The sequence below is a fragment of the Thioalkalivibrio thiocyanoxidans ARh2 genome, from assembly GCF_000385215.1.
GTDB classification, from domain to species: Bacteria; Pseudomonadota; Gammaproteobacteria; order Ectothiorhodospirales; family Ectothiorhodospiraceae; genus Thioalkalivibrio; species Thioalkalivibrio thiocyanoxidans.
The window spans coordinates 1-15,052 of the sequence record NZ_ARQK01000030.1 but is presented as its reverse complement, the minus strand read 5'-3'; the positions used below and the strand labels follow the sequence as shown (position 1 = coordinate 15,052).

The 15,052-nt window shown below is 66.4% G+C and carries 12 protein-coding genes; 8 read left to right on the top strand and 4 right to left on the bottom strand.

Annotated features, from left to right (window positions below; all coding sequences use genetic code 11):
* Positions 1-47: 47 nt before the first annotated feature.
* From G372_RS0101780 to G372_RS0101770, 3 genes are read right to left on the bottom strand one after another with little or no spacing between them, the layout of a single operon-like run.
* Positions 48-947 (bottom strand): carbon-nitrogen hydrolase, encoded by a 900-nt coding sequence (locus G372_RS0101780; protein WP_019624254.1) that lies wholly within the window; start codon positions 945-947, stop codon positions 48-50.
* A 6-nt stretch (positions 948-953) separates the two neighbouring features.
* On the bottom strand, positions 954-2,024 hold the full coding sequence (locus G372_RS0101775) for an agmatine deiminase family protein (RefSeq protein WP_019624253.1): 1,071 nt from the start codon (positions 2,022-2,024) through the stop codon (positions 954-956).
* Positions 2,021-2,356 carry a hypothetical protein gene (locus G372_RS0101770; RefSeq protein ID WP_019624252.1) on the bottom strand — a complete coding sequence of 112 codons (336 nt, stop codon included), beginning with the start codon at positions 2,354-2,356 and terminating at the stop codon, positions 2,021-2,023. The genes G372_RS0101775 and G372_RS0101770 overlap by 4 nt, the downstream gene beginning before the upstream one ends.
* A gap of 154 nt (positions 2,357-2,510) precedes the next feature.
* Here G372_RS0101770 and G372_RS0101765 point away from each other — a divergent pair, with 154 nt between their 5' ends.
* Together G372_RS0101765 and G372_RS0101760 are read left to right on the top strand one after the other, a co-directional pair.
* The gene (locus tag G372_RS0101765; protein ID WP_018864330.1) at positions 2,511-3,761 is read left to right on the top strand and encodes a lipoprotein-releasing ABC transporter permease subunit; all 1,251 of its coding nucleotides are present in this window, start codon (positions 2,511-2,513) and stop codon (positions 3,759-3,761) included.
* Positions 3,754-4,470 (top strand): ABC transporter ATP-binding protein, encoded by a 717-nt coding sequence (locus tag G372_RS0101760; protein ID WP_026279009.1) that lies wholly within the window; start codon positions 3,754-3,756, stop codon positions 4,468-4,470. Before G372_RS0101765 ends, G372_RS0101760 begins: the two co-directional genes overlap by 8 nt.
* A 66-nt stretch (positions 4,471-4,536) precedes the next feature.
* Here G372_RS0101760 and G372_RS0101755 read toward each other — a convergent pair whose 3' ends face one another.
* Complete coding sequence (locus tag G372_RS0101755) at positions 4,537-5,103, bottom strand: DUF2062 domain-containing protein (protein ID WP_018864328.1); 567 nt, start codon at positions 5,101-5,103, stop codon at positions 4,537-4,539.
* A gap of 113 nt (positions 5,104-5,216) precedes the next feature.
* Here G372_RS0101755 and G372_RS0101750 point away from each other — a divergent pair, with 113 nt between their 5' ends.
* The 6 genes from G372_RS0101750 to pheA all read left to right on the top strand — a co-directional run bounded on the left by G372_RS0101750 (position 5,217) and on the right by pheA (position 14,808).
* Entirely contained in the window at positions 5,217-7,568 is a 2,352-nt protein-coding gene (locus tag G372_RS0101750) for a DNA internalization-related competence protein ComEC/Rec2 (protein WP_038070603.1), read from the top strand.
* Positions 7,569-7,580: 12 nt separating this feature from the next.
* Positions 7,581-8,660 (top strand): S-methyl-5-thioribose-1-phosphate isomerase, encoded by a 1,080-nt coding sequence (gene mtnA / locus G372_RS0101745; RefSeq protein WP_019624250.1) that lies wholly within the window; start codon positions 7,581-7,583, stop codon positions 8,658-8,660.
* A 139-nt stretch (positions 8,661-8,799) separates the two neighbouring features.
* Positions 8,800-11,406, top strand: coding sequence for a DNA gyrase subunit A (gene gyrA, locus G372_RS0101740; protein ID WP_019624249.1), 2,607 nt, complete (start codon positions 8,800-8,802; stop codon positions 11,404-11,406).
* Positions 11,403-12,488 carry a 3-phosphoserine/phosphohydroxythreonine transaminase gene (serC, locus tag G372_RS0101735; RefSeq protein WP_018864324.1) on the top strand — a complete coding sequence of 362 codons (1,086 nt, stop codon included), beginning with the start codon at positions 11,403-11,405 and terminating at the stop codon, positions 12,486-12,488. The genes gyrA and serC overlap by 4 nt, the downstream gene beginning before the upstream one ends.
* A 37-nt stretch (positions 12,489-12,525) precedes the next feature.
* On the top strand, positions 12,526-13,689 hold the full coding sequence (locus tag G372_RS0101730; RefSeq protein ID WP_018864323.1) for a 3-phosphoglycerate dehydrogenase family protein: 1,164 nt from the start codon (positions 12,526-12,528) through the stop codon (positions 13,687-13,689).
* Between the two features lie 36 nt (positions 13,690-13,725).
* Complete coding sequence (pheA, locus tag G372_RS0101725; protein WP_019624248.1) at positions 13,726-14,808, top strand: prephenate dehydratase; 1,083 nt, start codon at positions 13,726-13,728, stop codon at positions 14,806-14,808.
* Positions 14,809-15,052: the final 244 nt, after the last annotated feature.

Sequence of the window (15,052 nt, the reverse complement as noted above, 5' to 3'; positions counted from 1 at the left end):
TCGATCCCGGTCGCGGCGGGAACCCCGTCGGGGAGATGCTGAATTGGTCAGTCCGCGCGGTCGATGTAGCGCTTGAGAATCGGGCTGTAGGCGTCGATGCGACGGTCGCGCAGGAAGGGCCACATGCGGCGAACCGCCTCGGTGCGGCCCAGGTCCAGGGTGGCGCGGAGGATCTCGGGCTGATCCTCGCCCGCCTGCGCCAGGAACTCGCCCTGCGGGCCCGCGACGAAGCTGGTGCCCCAGAACCGCGCCCCGGGGCTGCTTTCAGACGGATCGGCTTCGTGCCCGGTGCGATTGCAGGCGAGGACCGGCAGGTTGTTCGCGACCGCATGGCCACGCTGGACGGTGATCCAGGCCTCGCGCTGGCGCGTCTGCTCTCCCGCCTCGTCGCGCGGGTCCCAGCCTATGGCGGTCGGGTAGATCAGGCACTGGGCCCCGGACAGGGCCATGATACGCGCGGCCTCCGGATACCACTGGTCCCAGCAGACCAGCACGCCCAGCCGCCCTACCGAGGTGTCGATCGGGACGAAGCCGGTGTCACCGGGGGTGAAGTAGTACTTCTCGTAATAGCCGGGGTCGTCCGGGATATGCATCTTGCGGTACAGACCCGCCGGGCGGCCATCGGCCTCGAAGACGATTGCGGTGTTGTGGTAGACGCCGGCCGCCCGGCGCTCGAACAGCGAGGTCACGAGCACCACGGCGTTGTCACGGGCGATCTGTCCCAGGCGTTTGGTGGATGGGCCGGGGATGGCCTCGGCCCGGTCGAACACGCTCGGGTCCTCGGTCTGGCAGAAGTAGGGGCCGGTGTGCAGCTCGGCCAGCACGACCAGGCGGGCACCCCCTGCCGCGGCTTCGGCCACGGCCTGGGCGGTCGCGCCCAGGTTGGCCTCGGCGCTGCCGGCATCGCGGTGCTGGATCAGGGCCACGGGCAGGGTATCGGTCGTCATAGCGGATCAGTCTTCCGGGATGCCAAGGGCACCCCTGGGATATTGCATGGTCAGGCAATGGAGGCTGCCACCTTGCCGGATGAAGGCCCGGCAGTCGATTTCCACGATCTCACGTCCCGGAAAGGCCTCGGTGAGACGATCGAGCGCGATGGCGTCGGCGGGATCGTCATAGGCCGGCATCAGGACCGCATCGTTGATGATCAGGAAGTTGGCGTAGGTTGCTGGCAGGCGCTGGCCGTCGGGACCGTAGTGCGGGCGAGGCCAGGGGAGAGGGATCAGCCGGTAGGGCTCGCCGGAGGCCTGGCGCAACGAACGCAGCTCCTCCTCCATGGCCGCCAGTTCGCCGTGATGCGGATCGTCGGGGTCGTCGCACTGGACATAGGCGATGGTGTCCGGGCTGCAGAAGCGGGCGAGGGTGTCGATATGGCTGTCGGTGTCGTCCCCTTCGAGGTGGCCATGCTCCAGCCACAGGATCCGTTGTGCTCCCAGGTGGTCATGCAGGCGGCGTTCGATCGCGGCCTTGTCCAGATCCGGGTTGCGTGTGGGCTGCAGCAGGCATTGAGTGGTCGTCAGCAGGGTGCCGTCGCCGTCGGACTCGATGCTGCCACCCTCCAGGACCATTGCGATAGGCTCCGGGACGTTTGGGCCGTAGACGCCCTGCTGGGCCAGTGTGGCGGTGATCGCGTTGTCGCGTGCGGCCGGAAACTTGTTGCCCCAGCCGTTGAACGCAAAGTCCAGCAGGCGAGGCCGAGGGCCTTCCACTACGGTGATCGGGCCATGGTCCCGGGCCCAGGTGTCGTCGGAGTCGGCCAGCGCGAACCACAGGCGGTCGTTACGGATGGCGGCCTCCACCAGGAAGCCGGAGATCTCTTCGATGTGCTCCGGGTCGCGCGCGACGATGACCACCGGCTCGAAGCGGCTGATCGCGGCCGCGAGCGTGGCAAAGACAGGATGGACCTGATCCAGTATCGGGGCCCAGTCGGTACCGTCATGCGGCCAGGTGAGCTGAACACCGGCCTGGGGTTCCCACTCTGCTGGTAGACGCCGGGTATTGGAGGGGGATGCGCCATCCGTCACGGCCGACGCGGGGTCTGTTCGCCGTGCACGATGCTGTGCAGTACGTATTCGCCCTCGAACACCACGGAAAAGTCGTCGTAGTCCCAGCGCGTGATCGGGGGATCACCGACCGTCGGGTGGCGCTGGGCGGGTTCGCCGTGCTGCCCGCGGACGCTGGACTGGCTTTGTCCGCGCTCGGGAAGCCCGTCGCGGGTCTGCACCTGGAAGTCTCCGTCTGTGCCCCGCAGGATCTCGGCATGCGCCTCGCTTGGGACGAAGGTGGCGAGTGCCGTGGTCGCGAGCAGCATGGCCACGGCGGATGCGGCGGTCAGGCTGCGCGGACAGGTGAGCATTGGCTTTGCATGATTCCCTTGCATGAGACGAATCTCCGGTGGCTCGCGGTCGTTAACGTACATGGTAGCGACATCCTCGCGCACGTGCCTCCCGTGAGCGATCGCCGGGGCATTGGGGATAGGCGCGCACGCGTAACTCTGGCATGATTTCCCGATGTTCCGCCCGCTCCCGCTCGCCATCGGTCTGCGCTATACGCGCGCCAAGCGGCGTAATCACTTCATCTCCTTTATCTCGGTCGTCTCGATCCTGGGGCTGGTGCTGGGCGTGATGGCGCTGATCACCGTGCTCTCGGTGATGAATGGCTTCGAACGCGAACTGCGCGATCGCATCCTGGGAATGGCCTCGCACGCGACCATCCAGGATGTGAACGGCGGTCTGCGCAATTGGGAATCACTGAAGGACCAGGTCGAGACGATCGACGACCGGGTACTGGCGGCCGCGCCGTACGTCCAGGGTGAGGCCATGCTCAGTGCGACCGGGAACATCTCCGGCGCGCTGATTCGCGGGGTGGAGCCGGAATCCGAGGAGCGCGTGGCGCGGATCGGCGAACACATGACCCAGGGCCGTCTCGGGCAACTGGAGGCGGGGGCCTATCGTATCGTGCTGGGCCGTGAACTGGCGACGGAGCTGCGCGTGCGCGTGGGCGACTCTCTGATCCTGATGGCGCCACAGGCCTCGGTTTCTCCGGCCGGGGTGATGCCGCGGATGCGCCGCTTCGAGGTGGCCGGCATCTTCGAGGTGGGGATGTACGAATACGACCGCGGGACGGCGTTCATTCACCTCGAGGATGCCCAGGCCGTATTCCAGACCGGCGAGAACGTCACCGGATTGCGCCTGCGTCTGACGGACATGATGCGGGCCGGCGTGATCTCGCGCGAGGTGGCCAGCGAGCTGGACGGGCTGTTCCGGGTGTCCGACTGGACACGCCAGCATGCGAATCTGTTCCGCGCGATCCAGATCGAGAAGATGGTGATGTTCATCATCCTGTCCCTGATCGTCGCCGTGGCCGCCTTCAACATCGTTTCCACCCTGATCATGCTGGTGACCGACAAGCAGGGGGATATCGCGATTCTGCGAACCCTTGGATTATCCCCCTCGGGGGTGATGGCGGTGTTCGTGGTCCAGGGGGTGGTGATCGGCGCGATCGGTATCCTGCTCGGCTCGATCGCCGGCGTCGCGCTGGCGCTCAATATCGACGTCGTGGTGCCGTTCATTGAACGCGCGATGGGCATCGAATTCCTGGCAGCGGATGTCTATTATATCAGTGACTTGCCTTCGGAACTGAAAGCTTCGGATGTCTTCCGGGTCGGGGGGCTGGCCTTCCTGCTGACCGTCGTGGCCACGCTGTTCCCGGCCTGGCGCGCCGCCCGTACGCAACCGGCGGAGGCCCTGCGCCATGACTGAAGCCACCATGCCAGTACTGGAGGCCGAGGGGGTCGAGCGGCGCTTTCGTGACGGCAAGCTCGACGTGGCCGTGCTGCAGGGGGTCGATTTCCGGCTGGAGCCGGGCGACCAGACGGCGATTATCGGCGCCTCCGGCTCCGGCAAGAGTACGCTGCTGCATCTTCTTGGAGGGCTCGATCAGCCCACGGCGGGCAAGGTCCGTCTACTGGGCCAGGAGTGGTCCCGCATGAGCGAGGCGCGTCGGGGGCGCATGCGCAACCAGCATCTGGGATTCGTCTACCAGTTCCATCACCTGCTGCCCGAACTGACGGCCGTCGAGAACGTGGCACTGCCGCTGCTGATCCGAGGAGCCTCCAGCCGCCGGGCACGGCAGGAGGCGGAGCACTGGCTCGGCCAGGTGGACCTTGGGCACCGCGGTGCGCACAAGCCGGCGGAACTGTCGGGTGGCGAGCGCCAGCGCGTGGCGATCGCGCGTGCGCTGGTCACACGGCCGTCCGCCATCCTGGCCGACGAGCCGACCGGAAACCTGGATCAGGAGCGTGCCCAGCATGTGTTTGCGCTGCTGCGCGAGATGAACCGTTCTACCGGCACGGCCCTGGCGCTGGTGACCCATGACATCACCCTGGCGCGCGAGCTCGATCGGTCGGTACAGCTGGTCAAGGGGCATCTGGAACACGAGCACTTCCACGGCCAGCTCGCTGGCGAGTGACCCGCCCGCTCGGGAACACCGAGCAGCGGCATCCCAACCTTCCAGTCGGCGTTTGTGGCGCGCCGGCTACCAGCCCGAATCGTCGTTTTCCGCCTTGTCCTTCTGGCGCTCCTGTCGCAATCGTCGCAATGCGCGCCGGGTGCGCAGGCGCTGCACGACGTTGACCCGCCACAGCACGCGCACCAGCAGATAGCCGGACAGACTGGCCAGGGTCGCGAACAGCAGGCTGCCGAGCAGCAGCGGCTGCCAGATGGTCAGCAGCTCGGTACTGAACCATTCCCAGCTCCAGTCGAGATGGACATCGCGGGGCGGTTCCCCCAGCAGCTTGCGGCCCACCGTATAGGCCATATACAACATGGGGGGCATGGTGATCGGGTTGGAGATCCAGACCAGGATCACCGAGATGGGCAGGTTGACGCGCACAATCAGCGCGACGATCGCGGCGACCAGCATCTGCATAGGGATGGGCAGAAAGGTCACGAACAGCCCGACGGCAAACGCACCAGCCACGGAGCGGCGGTTCAGATGCCACAGATCCGGAGACCGCAGGCGCGGCCCCAGCGGCGAGAGCGCGCGATGGCCGCGCACGCCCTCCATGCCGGGGAACAGCCTTCTGATGATGTGCTTCGCCATGTCTATGGGTGCCTGTGGGACTCTCGCGGGCCCAAGCCTGGGCGTGCATCCTACCTGCTAGGACTGACCCCTGGGGAGAGGATTCCTGCGCTTCGCGGATGGTACCGCGTGCGATGATGGCCGCGGTGCTGGGTTTGATGGCGGGGATATGGGGACTCCATCAGGTCCCTGTGCCGCCCGCCGTTCTCGCGGGCCCATTCACAGTACTCGTTCCCGTCGTTGCGGCGATGGTCGCACTGGCCTGGTTCTGGACGGCGCGATGGGCGCCCTCGTTCGCCTGGCTGCCGGCGGCCTCGCTGGGTCTGCTCGCGGGGGCGTGGCTGGCGCCCCCGCATGCCGCGGCCTGGTCGGACAAGGTCCTCGGCCCCGAGTGGTCGGGCGTAGAAGTCTCGGTGCGGGCGCAGGTGATCGGTTTGCCGGAGCACGACGAGCGACGCAGTCGGTTCCGTGTGCGGGTGTCGGAAACCGTGCAGGGCGCCCCCGGACTGGACCTGGAAGGACGCAGACTCCAGGTGAGTGCCTTCCCGGCGCGACCGGCAATCCGGGTGGGGGATCACCTGCGGCTGGACTTGCGGTTGCGTGGTGTGGAAGGCCCCCGCAACCCGGGGGCATTCGATGCGGCCGCCTGGTTCTATCGCGAGGGGTTGCACGGAAGCGCCGTCGCCCGCTTGGTGACGCCAATGAAAGCCGCAGAATGCCGAGCGAGTGCCCGCGTGGTCATGCACAGTCTTCGGGCCCGGATGCAGGATCGACTGGAACACGCTGCCCCGGATCTACGCCACCCGGGCCTCGTGCAGGCCCTGGTCATCGGCAATCGCCAAGCCATGACCGAAAGCGAGTGGCAGGCGTTCCTCCGCACTGGAACCAATCACTTGATGGCAATCTCGGGGTTGCACGTGGCCCTGGTGGCCGGGTTTGCCGGAGGCATTGCGGGATGGCTGTGGTCCGTGGTCGCGCCGCTGCGACGGATTCGGCGCTGGCTGTTCGTGTGTGTGGTCGGGCTCGTGGCCGCCACGGGTTACGCTGTGCTCGCCGGTTTCAGCATCCCGACGCAGAGGGCCTTGCTGATGCTGGTCGCATTCACGCTCGCACTGCTGTCCCGCCGGGAGGGCGTCGCCTGGCGGGCACTGGCCCTGGCCGCCGCCTTGGTGCTGATCGTGCATCCGCCAAGCGTGCTGGCGCCGGGATTCTGGTTCTCGTTCGGCGCGGTCGCCGTGATCCTGTTGTTGTTGCAGGGGCGGATTGGAGCGACCGGATGGCGCGAGGGCATGCGTATCCAGGTCGTCCTGGCGCTGGCCATGCTGCCGCTCAGCCTGGCCTGGTTCCAGCTGGGGTCCTGGGTCGCACCCGTGGCGAACCTGGTCGCGGTGCCCACGGTGACGCTGCTGATCCTCCCATTACTGCTGATTGGGGCCTTGCTCGCCTGGTGGTGGCCGGCCGCCGGCGGGCTGCCGCTTGGGGTGGCGGATGGCTTGCTGGCACTGCTGGTGATGACGCTCGAGGCCCTGGCCGGGATCCCCGTTCTGGTGGATCAGCGCCATGTGCCAGTCGCCGCGGCCTTGCTGGGGGCGGTGTCCGTGCTCCTGGCGCTGCAACCGCTGGCACGGCGAATGACGCCCTGGATCGCGATGGCCGCGATTGCGCTGGCGGCACCCTTGCGACCGGATCTGGCAGCCGGGCAGTGGCGCGTCCAGGCCCTGGACGTGGGAGCGGGGCAGGCCACCATCGTGCAGACCCGGCGCCACACCTTGTTGATCGATGCAGGTCCGGCACGGGAAGGCGGGTTCAGCGCGGGCGACCGGATCGTGGTGCCGGCTCTGCGCACGAGTGGAATCCAGTCGCTGGATGCCCTGATGGTGACACACGAGCACAGTGGCCACGCGGGGGGCGTGGCGGCGGTGCGCGAACAAATGCCCGTGGGGCGTGTGCTGCGCCGCAACTCTGCGAACCCCCGCTCCGACGGGGTGTGCGAACAAGGGCAGCAGTGGACCTGGGACGGCGTGCGTTTCGAAGTGCTTCATCCGCCGCCCGGCTGGAATAGCGAGGCTTCCGCGTCCTGCGTGCTCAAGGTGGAGGGCAAAGATGCCACCCTGTTGATGATGGGCGGGCTGGATAGCCTTGGCGAGGCGGTGATGCGCCGAGAGAACGCGGGGTTTTCAGTCGACTTGCTGGTGGCGCCGAGGACCTCCAGTCCGCGCGCCTTGCACGACGATTGGCTGGCACGTTTCCCGCCCAGTCAGGTCTGGGCTGCGACCACCGCAGACGGGGCGGGACTGCCCGACGAGGCACGGGAACGGCTCGAAAAGCGGGGCATACCGCTTTACGAGACCGGGCAGAGCGGGGCACTGGTCACGACCAGCGCGCAACTCGATCAAATTCCGGCCACGGGGCGATCGCGTACTCGGTTCTGGCATTTATCGGCGTCCGATAACCGGGATGGCCTCGGTCCTCCATCGGTGCCCTGATAGAATGGGTCCATGACACAGTACAGCTCGGACACGATCCGCCCGATTCGGTTTGAAGACGGCAACCTCTATCTGCTGGACCAGCGCCTGCTGCCGGACGAGACCGTGCGCCAGTGCTATACCGATGCTGGCGAGGTCGCCGCGGCAATCCGCGACATGGTCGTGCGCGGCGCACCCGCGATCGGGATCACGGCCGCGTTCGGGGTCGTGCTGGCGTGCCGGAAGGCTCGCGGGCAGGCCGGCTGGCGCGAACGGGTGGCCGCGGACATGGAGCGCCTGCGCGCCGCGCGGCCTACGGCGGTGAATCTCTTCTGGGCCCTGGACCGCATGGCGCGGGAGGTCGATGCCGCGACGGATCTGGAGGCCGCGATTGAGGCGACCACGGCCGCGGCCCGGCAGATGCTGGACGAGGACATCGCGGGCAATCGCCGCATGGGCTGCCACGGAGCCGGTCTGATCGAGCCGGGACGGGCCGTGCTGACCCACTGCAATACGGGTTCGCTGGCCACCGGGGGCTATGGTACCGCGCTGGGCGTGATCCGCGCGGCCTGGGACGACGGGCGGATTACCGAGGTCTTTGCCGACGAGACCCGCCCGTGGCTCCAGGGCAGTCGCCTGACCGCCTGGGAACTCGTGCATGACGGTATCCCGGTACAGCTGCTGTGCGAAGGGGCGGCCGCCAGCCTGCTGCGTTCCGGTCGCGTGGGCTGGGTGATTGTGGGATCCGACCGCATTGCGGCCAATGGCGATGTGGCGAACAAGGTCGGGACCTATGGACTGGCCCTGCTGGCGCGTGCCCACGGGGTCCGATTCATGGTCGCGGCGCCATTGTCGACCATCGACTTCGACATGCCCGACGGCGACGGCATCCCGATCGAACAGCGGGCCGAAGACGAGGTGCTGGCACTCGCCGGGACCCGCGTGGCTGCTGCCGGTGCACGCGCCTACAACCCGGCGTTCGACGTGACGCCGGCGCACCTGATCGATGCGATCGTGACGGAGCATGGCGTAGTCGAGGCGCCCGACCATGACAAATTGGCAGAGCTGCGGCAGCGAGCGGCGGCGGCTCAGGACGCCGTTCTCGAAGACTGACAAGGCAACATTAGCCCGTTTCACGCGCAGCCCTCGGCTGAGAGCCACAGAGGAGCGATTTCAGGGCCATTCGCTAGGCCCCAGTGGTTACCCCTGTGGTATGATCGCGAGCTTGTTCAGACGGACGGCGTAACCCTCGATGGCTGAATTTGCCAAGGAAATCTTCCCGGTCAATCTCGAAGACGAGATGCAGCAGTCCTACCTCGATTACGCGATGAGCGTAATCGTGGGCCGGGCCCTCCCCGATGTCCGTGACGGCCTCAAGCCGGTCCATCGCCGCGTGCTCTACGCGATGCGCGAGCTGGGCAACGATTACAACAAGCCGTACAAGAAGTCGGCGCGCGTGGTCGGTGACGTGATCGGTAAGTACCACCCGCATGGCGATTCCGCCGTCTACGACGCCATCGTGCGCATGGCGCAGCCGTTCTCGATGCGCTACATGCTGGCCGACGGCCAGGGCAACTTCGGCTCCATTGACGGCGACTCCCCGGCGGCCATGCGTTACACCGAGGTGCGCATGGCGCGCATCGCGGCCGAACTGCTGGCCGACATCGACAAGGAAACGGTCGATTTCATCGACAACTACGACGGCTCCGAACAGGAGCCGGCGGTCCTCCCGAGCAAGTTTCCCAACCTGCTGGTCAACGGCTCCGCCGGGATCGCGGTGGGGATGGCGACCAACATCCCGCCGCATAATCTGCGCGAGGTGATCAACGCCTGTGTGGCGCTGATCGATGACCCCGAGATCTCCATCGAAGGCCTGATGGAGCACGTGCCGGGCCCCGATTTCCCGACGGCCGGGATCATCAACGGCGTGGAAGGCGTGCGCGAGGCCTATCGCACTGGTCGTGGCCGGGTGCTGATCCGGGCGCGCTCGCATGTCGAGCCGCTGGAGGGCGGACAGCGCGAGGCGATCGTCGTCACCGAACTCCCGTACCAGGTGAACAAGGCCCGCCTGACCGAGAAGATCGCCGAGCTGGTCAAGGAAAAGCGCATCGACGGCATCTCGGAGCTGCGCGACGAGTCGGACAAGGACGGCATGCGTCTGGTCATCGAGCTCAAGCGCGGCGAGATGGCCGAGGTGGTATTGAACCACCTGTACATGCATACGCAGATGCAGAATGTCTTCGGCATCAACATCGTCGCGCTGGTCGACGGCCAGCCCAAGGTGCTGGATCTGCGTCAGGTGCTGGAGGCCTTCCTGCGGCATCGCCGCGAGGTGGTCACCCGCCGCACCATCTTTGACCTGCGCAAGGCGCGCGAGCGGGCCCATATCCTGGAAGGCCTGGCGATCGCACTGGCGAACATTGACCCGGTCATCGAGCTGATCCGGGCCGCCTCCAATCCGGCCGAGGCCAAGGCGGGGTTGCTGGCGCGCAGCTGGCCGCTGGGTGTGGTCAGCGACATGCTGGACCGGGCCGGCGCCAGCGCGTCGCGGCCGGAAGACCTGGCGCCGGAATACGGCGTGGGCGACGACGGCTATCGCCTGTCCGAGGCTCAGGCCCAGGCGATCCTGGACCTGCGTCTGCACCGCCTGACCGGGCTGGAGCAGGACAAGATCCTCGACGAATACCGCGAGCTGCTGGACCTGATCGACGACCTGCTCGATATCCTCGGCTCCGGCGAGCGGCTGCAGCAGGAGATTCGCAACGAGCTGCTGGCCGTGGCCGAACAGTTCGGAGACGAACGCCGCAGCGAGATCCGTGAACGCCAGGCGAACCTGACGCTGGAAGACCTGATTGGCGAGGAGGACGTCGTGGTGACGCTCTCCCATGCCGGCTACGTGAAGTACCAGCCGGTGGCCGATTACCGCGCGCAGCGCCGTGGTGGGCGGGGCAAGGCGGCCGCGAGCTTCAAGGAAGAGGATTTCGTCGACCGGCTGCTGGTCGCGAACACCCATGACACGGTGCTGTGCTTCTCCAGCCGCGGCCGCGTGTACTGGCTGAAGGTCTACGAGCTGCCACAGGGCTCGCGCGCCTCGCGCGGCAAGCCGATCGTCAACCTGCTGCCGCTGGAATCGGACGAACGCATCAATGCGATCCTGCCGGTGCGCGAGTACGACCCGGATCATTACGTGTTCATGGTCACGGCGCGCGGCACGGTCAAGAAGACGCCGCTGACGGACTTCTCGCGCCGGCGCTCCACCGGGATTATCGCGGTGGACCTGCGTGACGACGACTACCTGGTGGACGTCTCGCTGACCGACGGCCAGATGGACGTGATGCTGATCACCACGGCGGGCAAGGCGGTCCGCTTCTCGGAGGACGACGTGCGGCCGATGGGGCGTACCGCCTGCGGTGTACGCGGCGTGCGCATGGAGTCGGATCATCGCGTGATAGCGCTGCTGAACGTCGCCGAGGGGGCGGCCTTGCTGGCCACCGAGAACGGCTACGGCAAACGTACCCGCTTTGACGAATTCCCGGTCCACCGTCGCGGCGGACAGGGCGTGATCGCGATCCAGACCGAAGGGCGCAACGGGCCGCTGGTCGGCGCCGCGCGGGTGCTGGAAGACGACGAGGCGATGCTGATTACCACGGGAGGAACACTGGTCCGCACGCCGGTGGACCAGATCCCGCTGATCGGGCGCAACACCCAGGGCGTGCGGCTGATCCGTCTGGACGAGGGCGAGCGTCTGGTGGAACTGGCCCGGGTCGAGAAGCTGCAGGGCGAGGACGAGGACGACACGGGGGAAGAAGACACCCCGGAATCTACTCAGAACACGACGGACAACGGAGATCCGGAATGAGCCGAGTGCATAACTTCAGCGCGGGGCCGGCCGCCCTGCCGCAGGCCGTCCTGGAACGGGCGCGCGACGAGCTGATCGATTTCCATGGTGCGGGCATGTCCGTGATGGAGATGAGCCATCGCGGCAAGCCGTTCATGGAGGTCGCCGAGAAGGCCGAGCAGGATCTGCGCAAGCTGATGAACATCCCGGACAACTACAGCGTGCTGTTCCTGCAGGGCGGGGCGACCGGCCAGTTCGCGGCGATCCCGATGAACCTGCAGCCGGGCGGCAAGCCGATGGACTACATCGACACCGGGGCCTGGTCGGGCAAGGCGATCAAGGAGGCCCAGAAGTTCGGTCCGGTGAACATCGTTGCCAGCTCCCAGGCGAATGGCTACGCCTCCATCCCGCCGCGCGACAGCTGGAATCTCGACCCGAATGCGGCCTACGTGCATTACACCCCGAATGAAACGATCGGCGGCGTGGAGTTCCACGAGGTTCCGGATGTCGGTGGCGTGCCGCTGGTGGCGGACATGTCCTCCACCATCCTCTCGCGCCCGATCGACGTATCAAAGTTCGGCGTTATCTATGCCGGCGCGCAGAAGAATATCGGCCCCGCCGGGCTGACCGTTGTGATCGTTCGCAACGATCTGCTGGAGAAGGAATCGAATGCGAACCTGCCGGCGGTGGTCGACTGGGCGCTGCAGGCGAAAAACGACTCCATGTACAACACGCCGCCGACCTTCGGCTGGTACCTGGCGGGGCTGGTGTTCGAGTGGCTGCTGGAGCAGGGCGGGCTGGAGAAAATGGCCGAAATCAACCAGCGCAAGGCCGAGAAGCTCTATCATTTCGTGGACAACTCGGCGTTTTATCGCAACCCGGTCGAGCCGGATGCGCGCTCGTGGATGAACGTGCCTTTCATCCTCGCGGACGATTCCCTGGATGGAACGTTCCTGAACGAGGCCGATGCCGCCGGGCTGTCGTCGCTGAAGGGGCATCGCTCGGTGGGCGGCATGCGTGCCAGCATCTACAACGCCGTACCGGAAAGTGCAGTGGACGATCTGATCGAGTTCATGGCGGATTTCGAAAACCGCCACGCCTGATTGCGATACTCCCCCGAACCGATCACGGAGGGCACCGATGTACCGGATTCAGACCTACAACAACATCGCCATACGAGGACTCGATCGCTTTCCTCGTGACCGTTACGAGGTCGCCTCGGACATCAACCAGCCCGACGCATTGATGCTGCGCTCGTTCAACCTCCACGATATCGACATCCCGGACTCCGTGCTGGCCGTGGGGCGTGCCGGCAGCGGGGTGAACAACATCCCGGTCGCGGAGCTGTCCGATCGCGGGGTCGCGGTGTTCAATGCCCCCGGAGCGAATGCCAATGCGGTGAAGGAGCTGGTGATCGCCGGCCTGCTGCTGGGCGCTCGCAACCTGCTTCCGGCGGCCGGCTATGTGCAGGAGCTGGATCCGAGCAAGGACGACTTCATGGCCGCGGTCGAGCACGGCAAGAAGCGGTTCACCGGCTTCGAGCTGCCCGGACGCAAGCTCGCCGTACTGGGCCTGGGTGCCATCGGGGTCGGAGTGGCCAATGCCGCCAAGGCCCTGGGTATGGAGGTGGTCGGTTTCGATCCCAAGGTCACGGTCGAGAACGCCTGGCGCCTCGATTCGGACATCGAGCGGGCGCGCTCGGTGGAGGCGGCACTGGAAGGTGCGGACGCGGTGACGGTCCATGTTCCTCTGACCGAGAACACTCGCCATATCGTCAATGCCAAGGGCCTGGAGGGTATGAACCCAGGCGCGATGGTCCTGAACCTGGCGCGCGAGGGCATCGTCGACGACGAGGCCGTGCGGGAAGGGCTCGATGCCGAGCGCCTGCACGCCTACATCACGGATTTCCCGGTACCGACTATGCTGGGCCACCCGCGGGTCATCACGCTGCCGCACCTGGGCGCCTCGACGACCGAGTCGGAAGAGAACTGTGCGGTGATGATTGCCGACCAGCTCCGGGACTATCTCGAAAACGGCAATGTGGTGAATTCCGTCAACCTGCCGACCCTGGTGCTGGACCGCAAGGGGGATACCCGGATCGCAGTGGTCAATCGCAACCTCCCGGATCGGGTGGCAAGGGTCTCGCATGTACTGGGCGAATCTAACCTGAACATCCTGCACCTGATGAATGATTCCCGTGGAGACCTGGCGTATACCCTGCTGGATGTGGACGGGACGCCCGACCCCTCCACGCTGGACGCATTGCGGCAGATTGATGGCGTACTGCGTGCGCGGGTGCTGTAGATCGTGACAGAGAAGGGGTCATCGCCGAGAGCCACCATGGGGGCGGAAGACCTCGGGTCTTTGCGCAATCGAATCGATGCGCTGGACGGGCAGTTGCTGGAGTTGCTCAGTGAGCGGGCCCGCTGTGCCGAGGCCGTGGCGCGAGTCAAACGCGATGTCGAGCCGAACCCGGTCTTCTACCGTCCGGAGCGCGAAGCCGAGATCCTGCGGCGCGTGCGCGACGAAAACCCCGGGCCGTTGTCCGGCGAGGCGGTCGTCCGGCTGTTCCGGGAGATCATGTCCGAGTGTCTGGCGCTCGAGCATCCGCTGACGGTCGCGTACCTGGGCCCCGAGGGGACCTTTACCCATCTCGCGGCGCGCAAACACTTTGGTCACGCGGTGCAGGCGACCCCGCTGACCTCGATCGATCAGGTATTTGGCGCAGTCGAAGCTGGGCGCGCCCATTTTGGTGTGGTGCCGATCGAGAACAGCTCCGAGGGGGTGGTCACCCACACCGTGGACTGCTTCATGGACTCCACGCTGCAGATCTGTGGCGAGGTGGTGACACCAATTCATCATCACCTGCTCGCGCAGGCGGAAGACCTGAGCCAGATTCGGCGCGTCCGCGCGCATGCCCAGGCGCTGGCCCAGTGCCGGCAGTGGCTGGATACGCACCTGCCGCATGCGGAGCGCGAGGCGGTGTCCTCCAACGCACGGGCGGCGGAGGTGGCGGCCAAAGACCCGGAAAGCGCGGCAATCGCCAGCCGCGTGGCCGCCGAGCACTATGGCGTTCCCCTGCGGGTGCAGCATGTCGAGGATCGCGCGGACAACACCACGCGTTTTCTGATTATCGGCACCGCGGCGACCGAGCCGAGTGGCGCGGATCGGACCTCGATCATGCTGAGTACGGCCAACCGCCCGGGCTCGCTGTATGCACTGCTCAAGCCGATCGCCGAGGCCGGCATCAGCCTGACTCGGATCGAGTCGCGCCCCTCGCGCTGCACTCAGTGGACCTATGTGTTCTTCCTCGACCTGGTGGGGCACCAGAAGGATCCGGCGATCCGCGATTGTCTGGAGCAGCTGCGCGAGACCGCCGATACCGTCAAGGTGCTGGGGAGCTATCCTCAGGCCGCTACCTGAGGGGAACACTGATTCATGCACACGTTCGCGTTGATACCCCAGGTTTTCCGAGACAAGGCGCGGTGCGCAGCCGGTAGTGGTTCTACCGGCAAGGACCGCAACGCAGGATCGGGGAACCTGGGGCACCAACCCCACAAGCTATTGAATGCAGGGGCTCGGCCGCTTTTGCGCGCGCACGGCGTTGCGGCTCCCTTGTGCAGAATGACTGCACGGCGGTCACCGCGCCTTGTTCGCACGCAAAAGC

Excerpts from the sequence above, each read along its gene's own strand:
- G372_RS0101780 (WP_019624254.1), bottom strand. The coding sequence starts at position 947 with ATGACGACCGATACCCTGCCCGTGGCCCTGATCCAGCACCGCGATGCC.
- G372_RS0101770 (WP_019624252.1), bottom strand. The coding sequence starts at position 2,356 with ATGCTCACCTGTCCGCGCAGCCTGACCGCCGCATCCGCCGTGGCCATG.
- G372_RS0101765 (WP_018864330.1), top strand. The coding sequence starts at position 2,511 with ATGTTCCGCCCGCTCCCGCTCGCCATCGGTCTGCGCTATACGCGCGCC.
- G372_RS0101760 (WP_026279009.1), top strand. The coding sequence starts at position 3,754 with ATGACTGAAGCCACCATGCCAGTACTGGAGGCCGAGGGGGTCGAGCGG.
- G372_RS0101755 (WP_018864328.1), bottom strand. The coding sequence starts at position 5,103 with ATGGCGAAGCACATCATCAGAAGGCTGTTCCCCGGCATGGAGGGCGTG.
- G372_RS0101750 (WP_038070603.1), top strand. The coding sequence starts at position 5,217 with ATGATGGCCGCGGTGCTGGGTTTGATGGCGGGGATATGGGGACTCCAT.
- mtnA (WP_019624250.1), top strand. The coding sequence starts at position 7,581 with ATGACACAGTACAGCTCGGACACGATCCGCCCGATTCGGTTTGAAGAC.
- gyrA (WP_019624249.1), top strand. The coding sequence starts at position 8,800 with ATGGCTGAATTTGCCAAGGAAATCTTCCCGGTCAATCTCGAAGACGAG.
- serC (WP_018864324.1), top strand. The coding sequence starts at position 11,403 with ATGAGCCGAGTGCATAACTTCAGCGCGGGGCCGGCCGCCCTGCCGCAG.
- G372_RS0101730 (WP_018864323.1), top strand. The coding sequence starts at position 12,526 with ATGTACCGGATTCAGACCTACAACAACATCGCCATACGAGGACTCGAT.
- pheA (WP_019624248.1), top strand. The coding sequence starts at position 13,726 with ATGGGGGCGGAAGACCTCGGGTCTTTGCGCAATCGAATCGATGCGCTG.